This is a genomic window from Saccharothrix sp. S26, from assembly GCF_021390395.1.
Classification (GTDB): Bacteria; Actinomycetota; Actinomycetes; order Mycobacteriales; family Pseudonocardiaceae; genus Actinosynnema.
Map to the genome: position 1 here is coordinate 457,196 of NZ_JAJUWT010000001.1, position 17,853 is coordinate 475,048.

The 17,853-nt window shown below is 71.4% G+C and carries 20 protein-coding genes; 16 read left to right on the plus strand and 4 right to left on the minus strand.

Going from position 1 to position 17,853, the window contains the following annotated elements:
• The first annotated feature begins 154 nt into the window (after nucleotides 1-154).
• From rplU to proB, 4 genes are all read left to right on the plus strand, one after another.
• Nucleotides 155-469, plus strand: coding sequence for a 50S ribosomal protein L21 (gene rplU, locus LZG04_RS02100; protein WP_053722830.1), 315 nt, complete (start codon nucleotides 155-157; stop codon nucleotides 467-469).
• A 14-nt stretch (nucleotides 470-483) separates the two neighbouring features.
• On the plus strand, nucleotides 484-747 hold the full coding sequence (gene rpmA, locus LZG04_RS02105; protein WP_073889563.1) for a 50S ribosomal protein L27: 264 nt from the start codon (nucleotides 484-486) through the stop codon (nucleotides 745-747).
• 95 nt (nucleotides 748-842) lie between these two features.
• Nucleotides 843-2,300: a GTPase ObgE gene (obgE, locus tag LZG04_RS02110; protein ID WP_233812533.1), complete on the plus strand. Its 1,458-nt coding sequence runs from the start codon at nucleotides 843-845 to the stop codon at nucleotides 2,298-2,300.
• A complete protein-coding gene (gene proB / locus LZG04_RS02115) occupies nucleotides 2,297-3,427 on the plus strand; it encodes a glutamate 5-kinase (protein ID WP_233812534.1) in 1,131 nt (376 codons plus the stop codon). The genes obgE and proB overlap by 4 nt, the downstream gene beginning before the upstream one ends.
• Here the strand turns inward: proB and LZG04_RS02120 are convergent.
• The 4 genes from LZG04_RS02120 to LZG04_RS02135 all read right to left on the minus strand — a co-directional run bounded on the left by LZG04_RS02120 (nucleotide 3,424) and on the right by LZG04_RS02135 (nucleotide 8,347).
• Nucleotides 3,424-3,690, minus strand: coding sequence for a hypothetical protein (locus tag LZG04_RS02120; RefSeq protein WP_233812535.1), 267 nt, complete (start codon nucleotides 3,688-3,690; stop codon nucleotides 3,424-3,426). The genes proB and LZG04_RS02120 overlap by 4 nt on opposite strands.
• 144 nt (nucleotides 3,691-3,834) lie before the next feature.
• Entirely contained in the window at nucleotides 3,835-5,112 is a 1,278-nt protein-coding gene (locus LZG04_RS02125; protein ID WP_233812536.1) for an MFS transporter, read from the minus strand.
• A 94-nt stretch (nucleotides 5,113-5,206) separates the two neighbouring features.
• The gene (locus tag LZG04_RS02130; protein ID WP_233812593.1) at nucleotides 5,207-5,719 is read right to left on the minus strand and encodes a GNAT family N-acetyltransferase; all 513 of its coding nucleotides are present in this window, start codon (nucleotides 5,717-5,719) and stop codon (nucleotides 5,207-5,209) included.
• 549 nt (nucleotides 5,720-6,268) lie between these two features.
• Nucleotides 6,269-8,347 (minus strand): ATP-dependent DNA helicase RecQ, encoded by a 2,079-nt coding sequence (locus tag LZG04_RS02135; protein ID WP_233812537.1) that lies wholly within the window; start codon nucleotides 8,345-8,347, stop codon nucleotides 6,269-6,271.
• Between the two features lie 141 nt (nucleotides 8,348-8,488).
• On the opposite strand from LZG04_RS02135, the gene LZG04_RS02140 reads away from it, so the two are divergent.
• From LZG04_RS02140 to LZG04_RS02195, 12 genes are all read left to right on the plus strand, one after another.
• Entirely contained in the window at nucleotides 8,489-9,754 is a 1,266-nt protein-coding gene (locus LZG04_RS02140) for a glutamate-5-semialdehyde dehydrogenase (RefSeq protein ID WP_233812538.1), read from the plus strand.
• The gene (locus LZG04_RS02145) at nucleotides 9,751-10,311 is read left to right on the plus strand and encodes a TetR family transcriptional regulator (RefSeq protein ID WP_233812539.1); all 561 of its coding nucleotides are present in this window, start codon (nucleotides 9,751-9,753) and stop codon (nucleotides 10,309-10,311) included. Before LZG04_RS02140 ends, LZG04_RS02145 begins: the two co-directional genes overlap by 4 nt.
• A 59-nt stretch (nucleotides 10,312-10,370) precedes the next feature.
• Nucleotides 10,371-11,555, plus strand: coding sequence for a cytochrome P450 (locus LZG04_RS02150; RefSeq protein ID WP_233812540.1), 1,185 nt, complete (start codon nucleotides 10,371-10,373; stop codon nucleotides 11,553-11,555).
• Between the two features lie 4 nt (nucleotides 11,556-11,559).
• Nucleotides 11,560-11,781 carry a ferredoxin gene (locus tag LZG04_RS02155; RefSeq protein ID WP_233812541.1) on the plus strand — a complete coding sequence of 74 codons (222 nt, stop codon included), beginning with the start codon at nucleotides 11,560-11,562 and terminating at the stop codon, nucleotides 11,779-11,781.
• Between the two features lie 119 nt (nucleotides 11,782-11,900).
• Nucleotides 11,901-13,085 (plus strand): cytochrome P450, encoded by a 1,185-nt coding sequence (locus LZG04_RS02160; RefSeq protein ID WP_233812542.1) that lies wholly within the window; start codon nucleotides 11,901-11,903, stop codon nucleotides 13,083-13,085.
• Nucleotides 13,086-13,089: 4 nt separating this feature from the next.
• On the plus strand, nucleotides 13,090-13,311 hold the full coding sequence (locus LZG04_RS02165; RefSeq protein WP_233812543.1) for a ferredoxin: 222 nt from the start codon (nucleotides 13,090-13,092) through the stop codon (nucleotides 13,309-13,311).
• Nucleotides 13,312-13,508: 197 nt separating this feature from the next.
• A complete protein-coding gene (nadD, locus tag LZG04_RS02170; protein ID WP_233812544.1) occupies nucleotides 13,509-14,102 on the plus strand; it encodes a nicotinate-nucleotide adenylyltransferase in 594 nt (197 codons plus the stop codon).
• 69 nt (nucleotides 14,103-14,171) lie between these two features.
• Nucleotides 14,172-14,558, plus strand: coding sequence for a ribosome silencing factor (rsfS, locus tag LZG04_RS02175; protein WP_233812545.1), 387 nt, complete (start codon nucleotides 14,172-14,174; stop codon nucleotides 14,556-14,558).
• On the plus strand, nucleotides 14,555-15,169 hold the full coding sequence (locus LZG04_RS02180) for a histidine phosphatase family protein (protein ID WP_233812546.1): 615 nt from the start codon (nucleotides 14,555-14,557) through the stop codon (nucleotides 15,167-15,169). Before rsfS ends, LZG04_RS02180 begins: the two co-directional genes overlap by 4 nt.
• Nucleotides 15,166-15,897 carry a diglucosylglycerate octanoyltransferase gene (octT, locus tag LZG04_RS02185; protein ID WP_233812547.1) on the plus strand — a complete coding sequence of 244 codons (732 nt, stop codon included), beginning with the start codon at nucleotides 15,166-15,168 and terminating at the stop codon, nucleotides 15,895-15,897. The genes LZG04_RS02180 and octT overlap by 4 nt, the downstream gene beginning before the upstream one ends.
• Nucleotides 15,898-15,908: 11 nt before the next feature.
• A complete protein-coding gene (locus tag LZG04_RS02190; RefSeq protein ID WP_233812548.1) occupies nucleotides 15,909-16,751 on the plus strand; it encodes a DegV family protein in 843 nt (280 codons plus the stop codon).
• Nucleotides 16,752-16,838: 87 nt separating this feature from the next.
• Nucleotides 16,839-17,561, plus strand: coding sequence for a ComEA family DNA-binding protein (locus LZG04_RS02195; protein ID WP_233812549.1), 723 nt, complete (start codon nucleotides 16,839-16,841; stop codon nucleotides 17,559-17,561).
• The last annotated feature ends 292 nt before the right edge of the window (nucleotides 17,562-17,853 follow it).

A 17,853-nucleotide genomic window follows, 5' to 3' on the forward strand; every position in this document is an offset into this window, starting at 1 on the left:
CCGACCCCGGTTTGACCACGCCGTGCACCGCCACGTAACCTGATACACGGCCCGCCGTCCGGTGGGCCCAGTCGCGTGAAGCCCAGCTCGCCAGCCAGTGCGGCCGAGGCGCGCGCGATCCCGTCCCGTCGAGTAGCAGGAGACTTCCGTCCCGATGTACGCGATCGTCAAGACCGGCGGCAAGCAGTACAAGGTGGCTGTCGGCGACGTCATCGAGGTCGAGAAGCTCGAAGGCGAGCCGGACACCGAGATCACCTTCGCGGCGCCGCTCCTCGTTGTGGACGGCGATGACGTCACCTCCGCGGCGGACGCCCTGGCGAAGTTCTCGGTGACCGGCAAGGTCGTCGAGCAGACCAAGGGCCCCAAGATCCGCATCCACAAGTTCAAGAACAAGACCGGCTACCACAAGCGCCAGGGTCACCGCCAGAAGCTGACCCGCGTCGAGGTCACCGGCATCACCGGTAAGTGAGGATCTGACTAGCCATGGCACACAAGAAGGGTGCGTCCAGCTCCCGCAACGGCCGTGACTCGAACCCCCAGTACCTGGGGGTCAAGCGGTTCGGCGGTCAGGTCGTCAAGGCCGGCGAGATCCTGATCCGCCAGCGCGGCACCAAGTTCCACCCCGGCGTCAACGTCGGCCGCGGCAAGGACGACACGCTGTTCGCGTTGGCGCCCGGTGCGGTCGAGTTCGGCACCAAGCGCGGTCGCAAGACCGTGAACATCGTCCCGGTCGAGGCTGCTGCCTGAGCAGTTCGAGCGAGACGGATCGACCTGACGACGAGGGGCGGGGCCGGTGCAATCCGGTTCCCGCCCCTCGTCGCTTCTGCTAGAGAGGAAATCCCGTGTCCCGCTTTGTCGACCGGGTCGTCATCCACGTCGCGGCAGGTGACGGGGGCAACGGGGTCGCCTCCGTGCACCGCGAGAAGTTCAAGCCGCTCGGCGGCCCGGACGGGGGCAACGGCGGCAAGGGCGGCGACGTCGTGCTCGTGGTCGACTCGCAGGTCCACACGCTGCTCGACTTCCACTTCCGCCCCAACGCCTCCGCCGGCAACGGCAAGGGCGGCCAGGGCGGCAACCGCGACGGCGCGAACGGCGCGGACCTCGAACTGCGCGTGCCCGACGGCACGGTCGTGATGACGCCCGACGGCGAGGTGCTCGCGGACCTCGTCGGCGAGGGCACCCGGCTGATCGCGGCCCAGGGCGGCCGTGGCGGCCTCGGCAACGCCTCGCTGGCGTCCAAGGCCCGCAAGGCGCCCGGGTTCGCCCTGCTGGGCGAGCCGGGCGAGCAGCACGACCTCGTGCTGGAGCTGAAGTCCGTCGCCGACGTCGGCCTGCTGGGCTTCCCGTCGGCGGGCAAGTCGTCGCTGATCTCGGTGCTGTCCGCGGCCAAGCCGAAGATCGCCGACTACCCGTTCACCACGCTGGTGCCGAACCTGGGCGTGATCACCGGCGGCGAGACGATCTTCACCATGGCCGACGTGCCCGGCCTGATCCCCGGCGCCTCGGAGGGCAAGGGCCTCGGCCTGGACTTCCTGCGGCACATCGAGCGCTGCGCGGTGCTGGTGCACGTCGTGGACTGCGCCACGTACGAGCCGGGCCGCGACCCGCTGTCGGACATCGACGCGCTGGAGGAGGAGCTGGCGAAGTACACCCCCTCCCTGGCCGACGACCTGGCCGAACGGCCCCGCGTGGTGGTGCTGAACAAGATCGACATTCCGGAGGCGCGCGACCTGGCCGAGCTGGTGCGCCCGGACATCGAGGCGCGCGGCCTGCCGGTGTTCGAGGTGTCCACGGCCAGCCGCGAGGGCCTGCGCGAGCTGACGTTCGCGTTGGCGCGCGTGGTGGAGGAGTACCGCGCGGCGAAGCCGAAGCAGGAGTCGACCCGGATCGTGCTGCGGCCCAGGGCCGTGGACGACCAGGGCTTCACCGTGGTGGAGGACCCGCAGTCCGAGGGCGGCTTCATCGTGCGCGGCGAGCGGCCCGAGCGGTGGATCCGGCAGACCGACTTCAGCAACGACGAGGCCGTCGGCTACCTGGCCGACCGCCTGGCCCGCCTCGGTGTCGAGGACGCGCTGGTCAAGATGGGCGCGGAAGCCGGCTGCCAGGTCACCATCGGCGACCTGGTGTTCGACTGGGAGCCGACGACGCCCTCGGGCATCGCGATGACCATGAGCGGCCGCGGCACGGACGTCCGGTTGGAGCCGAACAACCGCGTCGGCGCGTCCGAGCGCTTGGCGGCGAAGAAGGCCCGCCGCATCCCCGGCTCCTACGACGAGTTCGAAGAGGACGACGACGAGTGATCGGTTCGGTGGCGGCGTCGCAGGCTCGGCAGGCGGTGTCCGCGGCGTCCCGGGTCGTGGTGAAGGTCGGGTCGTCGTCGCTGACCACCGCCGCCGGCGGGCTGGACCGGTCGCGGCTGGACGCGCTGGTGGACGCCGTCGCGGCGCGGTGCGCGGCGGGCAGCCAGGTGGTGCTGGTGTCGTCGGGCGCGATCGCGGCCGGCCTCGCGCCGCTGGGCGTCACGCGGCGACCCCGTGACCTGGCCACGCAGCAGGCGGCGGCGAGCGTCGGGCAGTTGGCGCTGGCGCACGCGTACGCGAACTCGTTCGGGCGGTTCTCGCTCACGGTGGGGCAGGTGCTGCTGACCGCGGACGACGTGGTGCGGCGGTCGCACTACCGCAACGCGCAGCGCACGTTCTCCCGGTTGCTCGCGCTGGGCGCGGTGCCGGTGGTGAACGAGAACGACACGGTGGCCACCGAGGAGATCCGGTTCGGCGACAACGACCGGTTGGCCGCGCTGGTGGCGCACCTGGTCGGCGCGGACGCGCTGTTCCTGCTCTCCGACGTCGACGCGCTCTACGACGGCGATCCGCGCCAACCGGGCGCGCGACGCGTCACCGAGGTGGCCGACGCGTCCGATGTGGACGGTGTGCGGGCGGGGTCGGTCGGCTCGTCCGGGCTGGGCACCGGTGGGATGGCGTCGAAGCTGGCCGCGGCCAGGCTGGCGGCGTCGGCGGGCATTCCCGTGCTGCTGGCGGGTGCGGCGGACGCGGCGCGGGCGTTGAGCACGGCGGACGTCGGCACGGCGTTCGCGGTGACCGGCCCGAGGCTGTCCGCGCGCCGCTTCTGGCTCGGGCACGCGGCCGACGCGTCCGGCAGGCTCGTGCTGGACGACGGCGCGGTGGCCGCGGTCGTGGGCCGGCGGCGTTCGCTGCTGGCGGCGGGCATCACCGGCGTCGAGGGCGCGTTCGAGGCCGGTGACGTGGTCGAGCTGGTCGACCTGTCCGGTCACGTGGTGGCACGCGGGGTGGTCGGTTTCGACGCCGCCGAGCTGCCCGCGCTGATCGGCCGCAAGACCGGCGACCTCCCGGCCGAGCAGCGCCGAGAGGTCGTGCACGCCGACGACCTGGTGCCGTTGCGCGCCTAGCCTTCGCCCGGTCCTCGCCCGTCGCCTGGGCGCAGCCATCGGCCGGCCGCCCGCCAGATCACGTGCGGGTCGACGTCGTCGGTGTGCCAGGTGGTGGTGCGGGCGACGTCGAGATCCCGGTACTTGCGCATGATCGCCACGTGCGCGGGCAGACCGACGAAGCCGCGGATACCGGCGTCGTCACGCCACACCGACACTGAACCGAGCCGCTCGCGCAGGGGTTCGGCCCACAGCCACAGGCCCACCTCGCCGCGGTGCTGCACCGGCTGACCAAGGCGCTGGTGGCCGCGGAACTGCCCCTGCTGGAACGGGGCACGGGCCGGGCATGTGGCCTACGTGGTGCTCACCGAGCTGTCCCGCGGTGCCGCGCCGACCCAGTTGGCGTTGGCCCGGTTGACCGCCGAGGACTAGCGCAGCTCGCTGCCCTTCGTCTCGGGCATCGAGAGGATCACGAAGAACGCGATGGCCGCGCCGACGGCGACGTAGATGAAGAACGTGCTGCCCGGCAACCACTGGATCACCAGCGGCGCGGTGCCGCCGAACAGCGCCACGGTCAGGTTGTACCAGGAGCCGATGCCCAGGGCGCGCAGCTCGGTCGGGAACAGCTCGCTCATCGCGGCGGGCGCGATCGACGTCATGGCCGTGTACAGGCCCAGGCCCACGCAGAAGACCAGCAGCAGGTTGCCCACGCCCGGCCCGATCAACGTGGACAGCGGCACCACCAGCACCGCCGTCGCCGCCGACCAGACCAGCAACTGCGGCTTGCGGCCGAACCGGTCCGACAGCGCGCCCATCGGGTACTGCAACGCGATGAACAGGACCGTCGCGATGGACAGGGCGAGGAACACGTCCCCGGCGTCCGCGCCGCGCTTGGCCACCGCGAACGGCGTCAGCGCACTGAAGAACGTGTAGTAGCACAGCGTCGAGAGCATGGTGAAGCCCACGAGCCGCCCGACCGCCTTGGGGTGCTCGCGCAGGGTCGTCAGCAGCGGGCGCTTGAGCTGCTGCGCCTTGGCCTTGTTGTGCTCGAACTGCTCGGTCTCCTCCAGGCTGCGCCGCATCCACAGGCCGACCAGCCCCAGCACACCGCCCACCAGGAACGGGATGCGCCAGCCGTACGACGCCAGCTCGGCCTTGTCGAGCGTGCGGGCCAGCACGTACCCGAGCAGCGACGCGGCCAGCACCGCGGCCCCGGTCGAGATGTAGAAGAACGCCGAGTACCGGCCCCTCCGGTTCGCCGGCGCGATCTCCGCCAGGTACGCCGAGGCGTTGGAGACCTCACCGCCCAGCGACAGGCCCTGCGCGACCCGGGCCAGCAGCAACAGGACCGGTGCCAACCACCCGACCTGCGCGTAGGTGGGCAGCACACCGATGGCGACCGAACCGCCGGCCATCAGGATGATGGTGAGCAGCATCGCCGTCCGCCGCCCGCGCAGGTCGGCGAACCGCCCGAGCAGGTACCCGCCCAACGGCCGGAAGAAGAACGCGATCGCGTACGCCGCGAGCGTGTTGATCAACGCGAGCCGCGGGTTGTCCTTGGGGAAGACCTGGGTGGCGAAGTAGATCGAGAACGTCGCGTAGATGGTCCAGTCGTACCACTCGATGGCGTTGCCGATGCTCGCCGCGACCAGCTTGCGGACGGGCAGGCGGTGCTGGGTCGCGGTCTCCGTCTCCAGGGCAGCCATGGGTTGGACACAACCACACTGCGGCGGATGCCGGTAGATGGTTCACCGAACCCTGTCACGCTCGCCGCCCTTGTCGCCCGGGTCCAGCGTCCGGTCACGGCCTCCCCGCGCGCCACTCCTCGGCCAGCAACCCGAACAGCAAGTCGTCCGTCCACTCTCCCTTCAGCCACGTGCTCTGCACCCGGTGCCCCTCCTGCCGGAACCCGACCCTGGTCAACAACCGCGCCGACCGCTCGTTGCGAGCGTCGCACTCGGCGGACACCCGATGCAGCCCCCGCACCTCGAACAGGTGGGCCAACACCCGCCGCACCGCTTCCGCCGCGTACCCACGCCCCTGGTGCGCGGTCGCCAACGTGTACCCGATGTCAGCCTGCATCCGGTTCTCGTGCAGCCCGACACCGACATCGCCAACGAGCACCCCACCCACCTCGACCGCGTACTGGTACCAACCCGGCGCGGCCGGGTCGGACTCGGCGACGTCCCGCACGAACTCCTCGGCCTGCGCCAAGGTGAACGGCGCTTCCCACCCCTGGTACCGCGCCACGGCCGGATCCGACCGGTACTCGGCGAACGCCGGTGCGTCGGCTGCGGTGAAAGGCCGTAACACCAACCGTTCTGTCGTCAGTCTCACCTCGTCGGTCCCACCTCTCCCATCACGCCGCCACCACCAGCACCGCTGAGCGACCGGCGCTTCCCGCTCTTGGTGTCGCGCCGTCACCATCGACGCGGACGGCAGCATCGCGGCGCAAGAGGGTTGCCCGCCCTTGCTGTCGCGCTACGTCCGTTCCGGCCGGTGGTCGGTGAATGCCGGTGCGTCGGCTGCGGTGAAAGCCCGTAGCACCAGCCGCTCGGTGGTCGATCTCGCCCTGTCCGTCCCACCTGGTCAGTCACGCTGCCAGCGTCAACAAGGACGGCAGCACCGCCGAGTGGACGGACCTTTCCGCCCTGGGGGCCGTGCCACGTCCGGGTCTGGCCGGTAGGTGGTCGGTCTCACCGTGTTCGTCGGACCTCCTTCGTCATGCCGTCACTGCCCGAGGTGAACCGCAGGTCGGGTTTCCCGCCCTTGGTGTCGCGCCGCGTCCCACTCCGGCCGGTGGAAGGGTGCAGTGCCGGCCGTTCCGTCGTCAGGCTCACCCTCTCGGTACCACCTCCTCCGTCATGCCGTCACCGCCAGCGCGAACGGCAGGACTGCGGATGCGCCCGACCGCCTCAGCAGTCGTGCCGCGACCGTCACCGTCCAGCCGGTGTCGATCTGGTCGTCCACCAGCAGCACCGGTCCGTCCACGCCGGACAGGTCCGGCACGTCGGTGTCCCGCACCAGGCCCGCCAACCGCTGGGCGCTGTTGGCCCGCCGGGTCGCCTCGCCCAACCACACCTGCCCGAGCAGTGGCAGCCGGCCGACCTCCGCGATCCGCCGACCGAAGCTGCCCACCAGCGCGGGCCTGGTTCGCGAACCGACCGTCACCACGCCCACCGGCCGTTGCGCCCAACCCCACGCCGACAGCACCTTCACGCACGCGGCGAACACGTCCTCGGGGATCTCCTGGTCGTCCCCCGCGAACAGCGACCGCAAGCGGTTGCCCCACCCGATGTCGGTCAACCTGCCCAGCGCCCGGCCCGTCGCCGCGATCTCGCCGGGCGGGATCTTCCCGGACAACGACACCCCGGCCGCCGCCATCCCGGTCGGCCACATCTTGCGCGGCTCCACCTCGACACCGGGCCGCAGCAGCCGTTCCCGCGCCGCCGACGCCGCCGCGTCCGACACCTCCGCCGACGGCCGCTGCCCCGTGCAGTTGTCGCACCGCCCGCACGGTGCCGCGTGCGGGTCGTCCAACTGCCGCAACAGGAACTCCATGCGGCAGCCGTCGGTGGCCAGGTAGTCGAGCACCGCCTGCCGCTCCACCCGCCGCGCCGCCTCGATCCGCTCGTACCGCTCGGCGTCGTAGGACCACGGCTGCCCCGTCGACACCCACCCGCCGCGCACCCGCCGCACGGCGCCGTCCACGTCGAGCACCTTCAGCACCACTTCCAGCCGGGTGCGCGACAGCTCCACCATGGGCTCCAGCGCCGCCGTCGACATCGCTCGGTCCGACGGCAGCACGTCGAGCACCTGCCGCACCACGTGCTCCGGCGGGAACGCCAGCGACGCGAAGTACGCCCAGATGTCCTTGTCCTCCGGGCCGGGCAGCAACAGCACCTCGGCCCGCTCCACGCCACGCCCGGCACGGCCGATCTGCTGGTAGTAGGCGATGGGGGAGGGCGGTGCGCCCAGGTGCACCACGAACCCCAGGTCCGGCTTGTCGAACCCCATGCCCAACGCCGACGTGGCCACCAGCGCCTTGACCCGGTTCGCCAACAGGTCCTCCTCGGCCCGCTGGCGCTCGGCCGGGTCGGTGCGCCCCGAGTACGCCATCACCTCGTAGCCGCGTTCGCGCAGGAACGCCGCCACGTCGTCCGCCGAGGCCACCGTGAGCGTGTAGATGATCCCCGAGCCGGGCAGCTGCGCCAGCCGCTCGGCCAGCCACCCCAGCCTGGCCTCGGCGGTCGGCAACCGCACGGCCGACAGCCGCAGGCTCTCCCGGTCCAACGGCCCCCGCAGCACCAACGTGTCGGTGCCCGAGCCCAGCCCCAGCTGGTCGGCCACGTCACGCACCACCCGGTCGTTGGCCGTGGCCGTGGTGGCCAGCACCGGCACGCCCGCGGGCAGCTCGGTCAGCAACGTCCGCAGCCGCCGGTAGTCCGGCCGGAAGTCGTGGCCCCAGTCGGAGATGCAGTGCGCCTCGTCCACCACCAGCAGCCCCGCCGACGCGGTCAGCGACGGCAGCACCGTGTCCCGGAAGTCCGGGTTGTTCAGCCGCTCCGGCGAGACCAGCAGCACGTCCACCTCTCCGGACGCCACCCGGTCCTGCACGTCCTGCCACTCGTCGGTGTTGGCCGAGTTGATCGTCGCCGCGTGCACGCCCGCCCGCGCGGCGGCGTCGACCTGGTTGCGCATCAGCGCCAGCAACGGCGACACGATCACCGTCGGCCCCTCGCCCAGGGACCGCAGCAACGCCGTGGCGATGAAGTACACGGCGGACTTGCCCCACCCCGTGCGCTGCACCACCAGCGCCCGCCGCCGCTCGGACACCAGCGCGTGGATCGCCGTCCACTGGTCGTCCCGCAGCACGGCCTGAGGGCCCGCCAAAGCCCTCAGCCGTTCCTCGGCCAGTTCCCGCAGTGCGCTGTCGTCCATGCCCGACACAGTGGCAGATGCCCCCGACAAGACGGACACCTGTGCGACCCTCCTCGGGCCGGCTTCACCCGAAGTGGTGACCGGTCCGTTCTGCGGGAACCTCGGCGACAGCCACGGCCGGGTGACCGTAGGCTGGACGACGTGACTGATGACCTGCGCGAACAGGTGCACGCCGCCGCCCGGCGCGCCCGCGTCGCCGCCAACGAGCTCGTCCTCGCCACCCGGGAGAGCAAGGACGCCGCACTGCACGAGATGGCCTCCGCGCTGCGCACCCGCGCCGCCGAGGTGCTGGAGGCCAACGCCAAGGACCTCGAAGCCGGCCGCGCCGCGGGCCTGGCCCAGGGCCTGCTGGACCGCCTCGCGCTCACCGAGGCGCGGGTCGAGGGCGTGGCCCAGGGCCTGGAGACGGTGGCCGGCCTCCCGGACCCGATCGGCGAGGTGCTGCGCGGCTCGATCCTGCCCAACGGCCTGGAGCTCAAGCAGGTCCGCGTCCCGATGGGCGTGGTCGGCATGGTCTACGAGGCCCGCCCGAACGTCACCGTGGACGCGGCCGGCCTGGCGCTGAAGTCGGGCAACGCGGCCCTGCTGCGCGGCTCGTCCACCGCCGAGCACTCCAACACCGCGCTGGTGGCGATCCTGCGCGACGCCCTGGAGACCGCCGGCCTGCCCGCCGACGCCGTGCAGCTGCTGCCGTGCCACGACCGCGCCTCGGTCACCCACCTGATCACCGCGCGCGGCCTGGTCGACCTGGTCATCCCGCGCGGCGGAGCCGGGCTGATCAACGCCGTCGTGCAGCAGGCCACCGTGCCGACCATCGAGACCGGCGTGGGCAACGTCCACGTCTACGTGGACGCGAGTGCCGACCTCGACATGGCGCAGCGCATCGTGCTCAACTCCAAGACCCGCCGCACGAGCGTGTGCAACGCGGCGGAGAACCTGCTGGTGCACGCCTCGATCGCGGACGAGTTCGTGCCCCGCATCACCGACGCCCTCAACGGCCAGGACGTCACCATCCACGGCGACGAGCGGTTCGCGCGCGACCCCAGGGTCCAAGCCGCCACCGACGAGGACTGGGACACCGAGTACCTGTCCCTGGACATCGCCGCCCGCGTGGTCGGCTCGATCGACGAGGCCATCGCGCACATCGCCGAGCACGGTTCCGGCCACACCGAGGCCATCGTGACCAGCGACCTCAACGCCGCACGCCGGTTCACCGCGCGCGTCGACGCGGCCGCGGTCATGGTCAACGCCTCCACCGCGTTCACCGACGGCGGCGAGTTCGGCATGGGCGCGGAGATCGGCATCTCCACCCAGAAGCTGCACGCCCGCGGTCCCATGGGGCTGACCGAGCTGACCTCGTCCAAGTGGGTGGTCTGGGGCGAGGGGCACGTCCGGCCGACGTCGTGAGCAGGCCCAGGAACGCCGCCGCGACCAAGGCGGCGTTGCTGGAGGCCGCCGCGAAGCTGTTCGGCGAGCGAGGGTTCGACCGCACCACGGTGCGTGACATCGCGAGCCTGGCGGGCGTGAACCAGGCCCTGCTGTTCCGCTACTTCGGCAGCAAGGACGCGCTGTTCGCGACCGTGCTGGCCACGCAGAGCCGCGAGCTGCTGGAGGACTCGCCCGCCGAGCACCTGCTGCGCAACGTGCTGCTGCGCATGATGGACGAGAAGCCGAGACCGGAGGACCACCCGTTGCACGCGGTGCTGAGGTCCTCGCACCACGACTCGGCGGCGGAGGTCGTGCGGCGGCAACTGGGGGAGGAGTACGCGCGCGCTCTGTCGTCCCTCACGGACGCGGAGGACGCGGCGCTGCGCGCGGACCTCGTCCTGGCGTGGGTGGTGGGCATCGGCGTGCTGCGCAGCGTGTTCGGCAAGCAGCCCCTGGCGGAGGCCGACCCCGCCAAGGTCGCGGCTCTGGTGGCCCAGGCTGCCTCCGTCCTGCTGGAACGCACCGATTCCGGTTGACGGTACGTAACGACCTGCCTACTGTCGGCTGTAAGCGAATGCTTACATGGGGGTAGACGATGGAGACCAGGTCCTATCCGTTCGCCGAACTCGACCACCTGCAGGTCAATCCGCTCTACTTCGAGCTGCAGCGGGACGAGCCGGTGTCCAGGGTGCGCCTGCCGTACGGTGGCGAGGGGTGGCTGGCGACCCGCTACGAGGACGTCAAGACCGTGCTGGCGGACCCTAGGTTCAGCCGTGCGGCGGTGATGGAACCGGGCGCGGACGTGCCGCGCACGCTGCCGACGATGCCGACCGAGACCAACATCCTGAGCATGGACCCGCCGGACCACACACGGCTGCGCAAGCTGGTCGCGAAGGGTTTCACGGCGCGGCGCACCGAGCAGTTGCGGGAGCGCGCCCAGGAGATCGTGGACGGCCTGCTGGACGCCATGGAGGAGCAGGGGCCGCCCGCCGACCTGGTCGAAGCGCTGGCCATGCCGCTGCCGATCACGATCATCTGCGAGATGCTCGGCGTGCCGTTCGAGGACCGCGGGAAGTTCCGCGCCTGGTCGGAGGCGGCGGTGGCGATCACCGCGTTCACCCACGAGGAGATCCAGGCGGGCAACAAGGCGTTGCGCGACTACATCGGCGAGCTGATCGCCCACAAGCGTGCCGAGCCTGCCGACGACATGCTGTCCGCGCTGATCGCCGCGCGGGACAACGAGGACCGGCTCAGCGAGGAGGAGCTGGTCTCGTTCGGCGTCACGCTGCTGGTGGCGGGGCACGAGACCACCGCCAACCAGATCGGCAACTTCGCGTTCCACCTGCTGCGCATGCCCGACCGGCTCGGCGAGCTGCGGGCCGACCCGTCGCTGGTGCCCGCCGCCATCGAGGAGCTGCTGAGGTTCACCGCGCTGGGCGGCTCCGCGGGCTTCCCCCGGATCGCGACCGCCGAGGTGGAGCTGTCCGGCGTGACGATCAAGCCGGGCGAGGCGGTGTTCGTCAACAACATCACGGCGAACCGCGACCCGTCGGTGTTCGAGAACCCGCACGAGGTGGACTTCCACCGCGAGCACAACCCGCACATCATGTTCGGCCACGGCGCGCACCACTGCATCGGCGCTCCGCTGGCCCGGATGGAGCTCCAGGTGGCCATCGGCACGCTGCTCAAGCGGTTCCCGCTGCTGCGGCTGGACGGCGACGTGACGTTCAAGAAGGGCCGGTTGATCCGCGGTCCGCAGGCGCTGCCGGTGAGGTGGTGAGCCGATGAGCCGGTGGACCGTGGGCGTCGACCGGGCCGCGTGCCTGGGCACCGGGATGTGCACGTCGATCGCGCCCGCCCACTTCCGCCTCGACGGCGGCACGTCGTCGCCGGTCAGCACGGACGTCGAGCCGGACGACGCGGTGATCGACGCGGCCGAGTCGTGCCCGATGGAGGCGATCCTGGTGCGTTCGGCGGACGGCGAGGTGCTCGCGCCGCAGCCCTAGCCGGCGTCGGCTCCGCAGCGCCGCCGGTGAAAGCCGTAGCGGCGCCGCGGAGCACGTCCCGGGCGACCGTGCGCGGTGCCTACTGTCGGTGGCAGCGATCACGGGCAGTGGGGGTGCCGATGCAGGTCAGGGCGTATCCGTTCGCCGAACCGGACGACCTCGGCGTGAACGGGACCTACCTGGAGCTCCAGCGGGACGAGCCGGTGGCCAGGGTGCGCCTGCCCTACGGTCGCGAAGCGTGGCTGGTCACGCGTTACGCCGACGCGAAGGTCGTGCTGGCCGACCCGAGGTTCAGCCGCGCGCCGGTGATGGACGCCGACTACGACCCGCCGCGGACCATGCCCGAGGTGCCGGGCATCACGACCATCCTGAGCATGGACCCGCCGGAGCACACCCGGCTGCGCCGCATCCTGGCCAAGGCGTTCACCGCCCGGCGCACGGGACAGCTGCGCGAGCGCGCTCAGGAGATCGTGGACGGCCTGCTGGACGCTATGGAGGAGCAGGGGCCGCCCGCCGACCTGGTCGACGCGCTGGCCATGCCTGTGGCCATCACGCTCATCAGCGAGATGCTGGGTGTGCCCGCGCTGGACCGCGTGAAGTTCCGCGAGTGGTCGGACGCGGCGGTGGCGATCACCGCGTTCACCGTGCCCGAGATCGAGGCAGGCGCCGCGGCGCTGCGCGCCTACATCCGCGAGCTGGTCGAGGACAAGCGCCAGAACCCCGCCGACGACATGCTCACCGTGCTGGTGCACGCGCACGACAACGAGGACCGGCTCACCGAGGAGGAGCTGGTGTCGTTCGGCGTCACGCTGCTCATCGCGGGCCACGAGACGACCGGAAGCGAGATCAGCAACTTCGTGTACCAACTGCTGACCCACCCCGACCGGCTGGCCGAGCTGCGCGCCGACCCGTCCCTGCTGCCCGCCGCGATCGAGGAGCTCCTCCGGATCACGAAGCTGTCCGGCGCGCCCGGCTTCCCCCGGATCGCCACCGCCGACGTGGAGCTGTCGGGCGTGACGATCCGCGCAGGTGAGGCGGTGTTCGTGGACGGCCTGGTGGCCAACCGCGACCCGGCCGTGTTCCCGAACCCGCACGAGCTGGACTTCCACCGCCCGCACAACCCGCACTTCGCGTTCGGCCACGGCGTGCACCACTGCATCGGCGCGCCCTTGGCGAGGATGGAGTTGCAGGTGTCCATTTCGACCTTGCTCAACAGGTTCCCGAACCTGGAGCTGGCCGACGACGTGGTGTTCAAGAAGGGCAGACTGGTGCGAGGGCCCGAACGCCTACTGGTGAGGTGGTAGACCGATGAGCGAGTGGACGATCGAGGTCGACCGGGGCGCGTGCCTCGGCACCGGCATGTGCACGTCGATCGCGCCCGACCACTTCCGCCTGGACGACGGCACGTCGTCGCCGGTCAAGGCGCGGGTGGACGCGGACGACGCGGTGATCGACGCGGCGGAGTCGTGCCCGATGGAGGCGATCCTGGTGCGTTCGGCGGACGGTGAGGTGCTCGCGCCGCAGCTGTAGCCAAGAAAGTTCCGCGGATCGCGTCATAGCCGCGTGACGTGCGCGTTCCTCCTCCGTGCGGCTCGGATTCGGGGAGGGTCGCGCGATCCGCGGATGCGGCCCACTCCCCCAGGGCCGCGACGGGGAGACGAGTGCGCGGGCGGCCTTTCGGGGAGCGACCGGCCGCCCGCGCACCACCCGAACTAGGCTCACCTCCCATGTCGAACCGGCGGATCGGCGTCATGGGTGGCACCTTCGACCCCGTGCACCACGGCCACCTGGTGGCCGCCAGCGAGGTCCAGGCCCGCTTCGACCTCGACGAAGTCGTCTTCGTGCCGACGGGTCAGCCGTGGCAGAAGAGCGAGCGCGAGGTCAGCGCGGCCGAGGACCGCTACCTGATGACGGTCATCGCCACCGCGTCCAACCCGCGGTTCTCGGTCAGCCGGGTGGACATCGACCGGCCGGGGCCGACGTACACCATCGACACCCTCACCGACCTCAAGGTCCGCCACCCGGACGCGGACCTGTTCTTCATCACCGGCGCGGACGCGTTGGAGCAGATCCTGTCGTGGCGGCGGGCGGACGACGTGTTCGGCCTGGCCCACTTCATCGGGGTCACCCGACCGGGTTATGAACTGGACGACACCCACCTCCCACCAGGCGCGGTGTCGCTGGTGGAGGTGCCCGCGATGGCCATCTCCTCGACCGCCGTGCGCGCCCGGACGGCCTCCGGGTTGCCCGTCTGGTACCTCGTGCCGGATGGTGTCGTCCAATACATCTCCAAGCGCGGGCTTTACTCGATGCCGGACTGAGCCGGGTCGCCGGTACCCTCATTGACTCGTGCGGGCGTAACGGCGTCCGCCGGTGTGATGAGGAGTGACGTGGCAGCCACCGACGAGGCACGACGGTTGGCGCTGGTCGCCGCTAGCGCGGCAGCCGACAAGAAGGCGCACGACGTGATCGTGCTCGACGTGTCCGACCAGCTGGTGATCACGGACTGCTTCGTGATCGCCTCCGCTCCGAACGAGCGGCAGGTCGGCGCGATCGTGGACAACGTTGAGGAGAAGTTGCGCGAGGCCGGGCGCAAGCCGGTCCGCCGTGAGGGCGCGCGCGAGGGTCGTTGGGTCCTGCTGGACTTCGTGGACGTGGTCGTGCACGTCCAGCACGTCGAGGAGCGCACCTTCTACGGCCTGGAGCGGCTGTGGAAGGACTGCCCGCGCATCGAGTTCGACGCCGGGCCCCCGGCCGACGAGGTCGCCGAGGCATGACCCTGAACCGGCTCGTGCTGTGGCGGCACGGTGAGACCGACTACAACGCGACCGGCCGCATGCAGGGCCACCTGGACTCGTCGCTGACCGAGACCGGGTGGAACCAGGCGCGGTTCGCGGTGCCGGTGCTCGCCGGGTTCGCGCCCGAGCTGGTGGTCGCCTCCGACCTGCACCGCGCCCGGGACACCGCGACCGTGTTCACCGACGCGACCGGCGTCGAGCTGCGCATCGACGAACGGCTGCGCGAGACGCACCTGGGCAAGTGGCAGGGGCTCACCTCGACCGAGATCGAGGCGGAGTGGCCGGGCGCGCTGGACCTGTGGCGCGTCGACGGCACCTTGGCGCCGCCGGACGGTGAGACGCGCGTGGAGGTCGCCGAGCGCGCGCTCGCCGTGGTGGCCGAGGTGGACGAGGAGTTCTCCGGCACCGTGATGCTGTGCGCGCACGGCGGCCTGATCAGCGCGTTGACCGGGCGGTTGCTGGAGCTGCCGGTCGACCGGTGGGCGCTGCTGGGTGGCATCGGCAACTGCCACTGGACGGTGTTCGCCCGCCGCCCGCAGGGTGACGGCAGGTGGCGGCTGTCGTCCTACAACGCCGGAATCACCCGGTGAGGCTGCTCGTCCTCGGCGATTCGCTCTCGTTCCACGGTCCGCGGGGTCCGCTGCCGGCCGACGACCCCGGGTTGTGGCCGAACGTCGCCGCGTCGGCGTTGGGCGGGCACGCGGAGCTGGCGGCGGGGTTCGGCTGGACGGCCCGGGACGCCTGGTGGTCGCTGACGGGCGACCCCCGGGTGTGGTCGCTGCTGCCGCGCACGGACGTGTTGGTGCTGGCAGTGGGGCACATGGACACGCTGCCGTCGCCGTTGCCGACCTACCTGCGGCAAGGGCTGCGCTACCTGCGGCCCGACGGGCTGCGGCGGCGGGCGCGAGCCGGGTACCGGACGCTGCAGCCGGTGCTGTCGCGGGCGTTCTGCGGGTATCCGGTGGCCCTGCCGCCGCGTTTGACCGTGCGTTACCTGAACGATTCGGTGCGTGCTGTGCGTGCGCTGGAGCCGGGCATCAAGGTGGTCGGGATGACGCCTTCGGTGCATCGTTCGGCTGCTTACGCGGGTGTGCACAGCGGACGTGCGGCGGGGGAGCGCGCGCTGCGCGAGTGGGCGGAGGGGGCGGGCGTGCCGTTGCTCGACGTGCCTGCGTTGGTGGGTGAGCACGTTGGGTCACGGCGTGGCAACCCGGACGGCCTGCACTGGGGTTGGGAGGGCCACGAGCTGGTCGGGCGGGCCATGGCGGAACTGATCAGGTCCGTGGCGGTCGGCCACTCGGGTGCGGTGGAGCCGTAGTCTCGGCACTCGTGTCCACCACGATCGTCACCGACTCCACGGCGTACCTGCCCGAGGGGTTCGCCGAGCGTCACGGCGTCCGGGTCGTGCCGCTGCACGTGGCCGTGGACGGTCGCAGCAGGTTGGACGGGGTGGACTTCGGCCCGGCGGAGCTGGCAGCGGCGTTGGGGGAGCACCGTCGGGTGACCACGTCCCGGCCGACGCCGGGGGAGCTGGCCGAGGTGTACCGGTCGGCGTTGGCCGAGGGCGCGGAGGCGATCGTGTCCGTGCACCTGTCCCGTGATCTGTCGGGCACGTGGGAGGCCGCGCGGTTGGCCGCCGAGGAGGTCGACCCGACGCGGATCAGGGTGGTCGACTCGCGGGCCACGGGCATGGGGCTGGGGTTCGCCGTGCTGGCCGCGTGCGCCGCCGGTGGTGACGCCCGGTGCGCGGAGGAAGCCGCCGTGGCGGCCGCCGGACGGGTCAAGATGTTCTTCTGCGTGGAGACGCTCGACCACTTGCGGCGCGGCGGGCGCATCGGTGCGGCCGCGGCGTTGGTGGGGACCGCGTTGGCGGTGAAGCCGTTGCTGCACGTGGACGACGGCCGGATCGTGCCGTTGGAGAAGGTGCGGACGATGGGGCGGGCGATCGGCCGCCTGGTCGACCTGGCGGCGTCGGCGGCGGGTTCCGGGCCGGTCGGGCTGGCTGTCCACCACTTGGCCGCGCCGCAACGCGCGGCGGAACTGGCGACGTTGCTGGACGAGCGCGTCCCCGGCTCGACCGGGTGCCTGATTTCCGAGGTCGGAGCGGTGATCGGTGCGCACACGGGCCCGGGTGTGCTGGGTGTCGTGGTGCTGCCCGGCGGGGTGTCCTAGCGCCGCGTTATCCATCATTCAGCCACTTATCCACAGATCCCGAATTCCCGCCCCACCCCCTGCTCCATCCGGCCTAGCGTCGACACCATGTTCGACAACAGCCCGGAAACCGCAACGGCCCGCCTGAAATCCCTCATCTGCCAAGAACGCGGCAAACACCGCGCTTCCGATGCCGAGACGCTGGTGTTCGTCTCCGCGGACGGCAAAGGGCCGCCGCCCGCGCTACGTCGCCTGCTCCAGCGCTGGCTACCCGAACCCGTCGTCCCTCATCGGCGCAGACTTCTGTTGGCCGGCGTCATGGCCGGTGTGGCGCTGGCGGTCGCCCTGGCCCTGTGGTGGCAGCGCCCCGTGCCGGAAACCCCACCGAACCTCCCCGTGGCCGAGGCCGCCGCCGTCACCCGCGCCGAGGACCAGGTGGTCGTGAACGTCGTGGGCCTGGTCCCGAACCCGGGCCTGGTGACCGTCCCGAACGGCGCACGGGTGGCCGACGCCCTCCAAGCCGCGGGCGGAGCCAACCCGGGAGCCGACCTGACCCCGCTGAACCTGGCCCGCAAAGTCGGCGACGGCGAACAGATAGCCGTCGGCATCCCGGCTCCTCAACCAACCACCACCGCCACCGAACCACTGAACCTCAACACCGCGACCAAAGACCAATTGGACACCCTGCCAGGCGTGGGCCCGGTAACCGCCCAACGCATCATCGACCGAAGGCAGAAACGCGGCCCCTTCACCTCCCTGGACCAACTGAGCGAAATCGAAGGCATCGGCGACGCCAAACTGACCAAACTCCGCGACCTCCTCCGCGTCTGACCACTCCAACCACCTCCGGCCGACCCCAGTCCTGCCGTTCACCTCACCCGATCGCCGTCACCCACCTCTGTCCACCGCGGAGTCGACCATGAATACCCAGCCGCGTTCATCCCGGTCATCCATTCCCTGCCGGTCCATCCCGTTCCAGCGAACTGAACCGCCGAACCGCCTCCTGCCCGCAGCAAGCCCCTCCGCCGACGCACCCAATCGCCGCAACGCCCGCTCAGGGCGTGACCACCCTCGCTTCCGCATCCGCGCGGCCTTCACCCGCCTCATCACCCTGTCCAAGTTC

Bases quoted from the DNA above. Each gene is read 5' to 3' on its own strand.
- LZG04_RS02125 (WP_233812536.1), bottom strand. From the start codon at position 5,112: ATGGCTGCCCTGGAGACGGAGACCGCGACCCAGCACCGCCTGCCCGTC.
- LZG04_RS02160 (WP_233812542.1), top strand. From the start codon at position 11,901: ATGCAGGTCAGGGCGTATCCGTTCGCCGAACCGGACGACCTCGGCGTG.
- rpmA (WP_073889563.1), top strand. From the start codon at position 484: ATGGCACACAAGAAGGGTGCGTCCAGCTCCCGCAACGGCCGTGACTCG.
- LZG04_RS02150 (WP_233812540.1), top strand. From the start codon at position 10,371: ATGGAGACCAGGTCCTATCCGTTCGCCGAACTCGACCACCTGCAGGTC.
- LZG04_RS02195 (WP_233812549.1), top strand. From the start codon at position 16,839: ATGTTCGACAACAGCCCGGAAACCGCAACGGCCCGCCTGAAATCCCTC.
- rplU (WP_053722830.1), top strand. From the start codon at position 155: ATGTACGCGATCGTCAAGACCGGCGGCAAGCAGTACAAGGTGGCTGTC.
- LZG04_RS02155 (WP_233812541.1), top strand. From the start codon at position 11,560: ATGAGCCGGTGGACCGTGGGCGTCGACCGGGCCGCGTGCCTGGGCACC.
- nadD (WP_233812544.1), top strand. From the start codon at position 13,509: ATGTCGAACCGGCGGATCGGCGTCATGGGTGGCACCTTCGACCCCGTG.
- LZG04_RS02165 (WP_233812543.1), top strand. From the start codon at position 13,090: ATGAGCGAGTGGACGATCGAGGTCGACCGGGGCGCGTGCCTCGGCACC.
- LZG04_RS02180 (WP_233812546.1), top strand. From the start codon at position 14,555: ATGACCCTGAACCGGCTCGTGCTGTGGCGGCACGGTGAGACCGACTAC.
- LZG04_RS02135 (WP_233812537.1), bottom strand. From the start codon at position 8,347: ATGGACGACAGCGCACTGCGGGAACTGGCCGAGGAACGGCTGAGGGCT.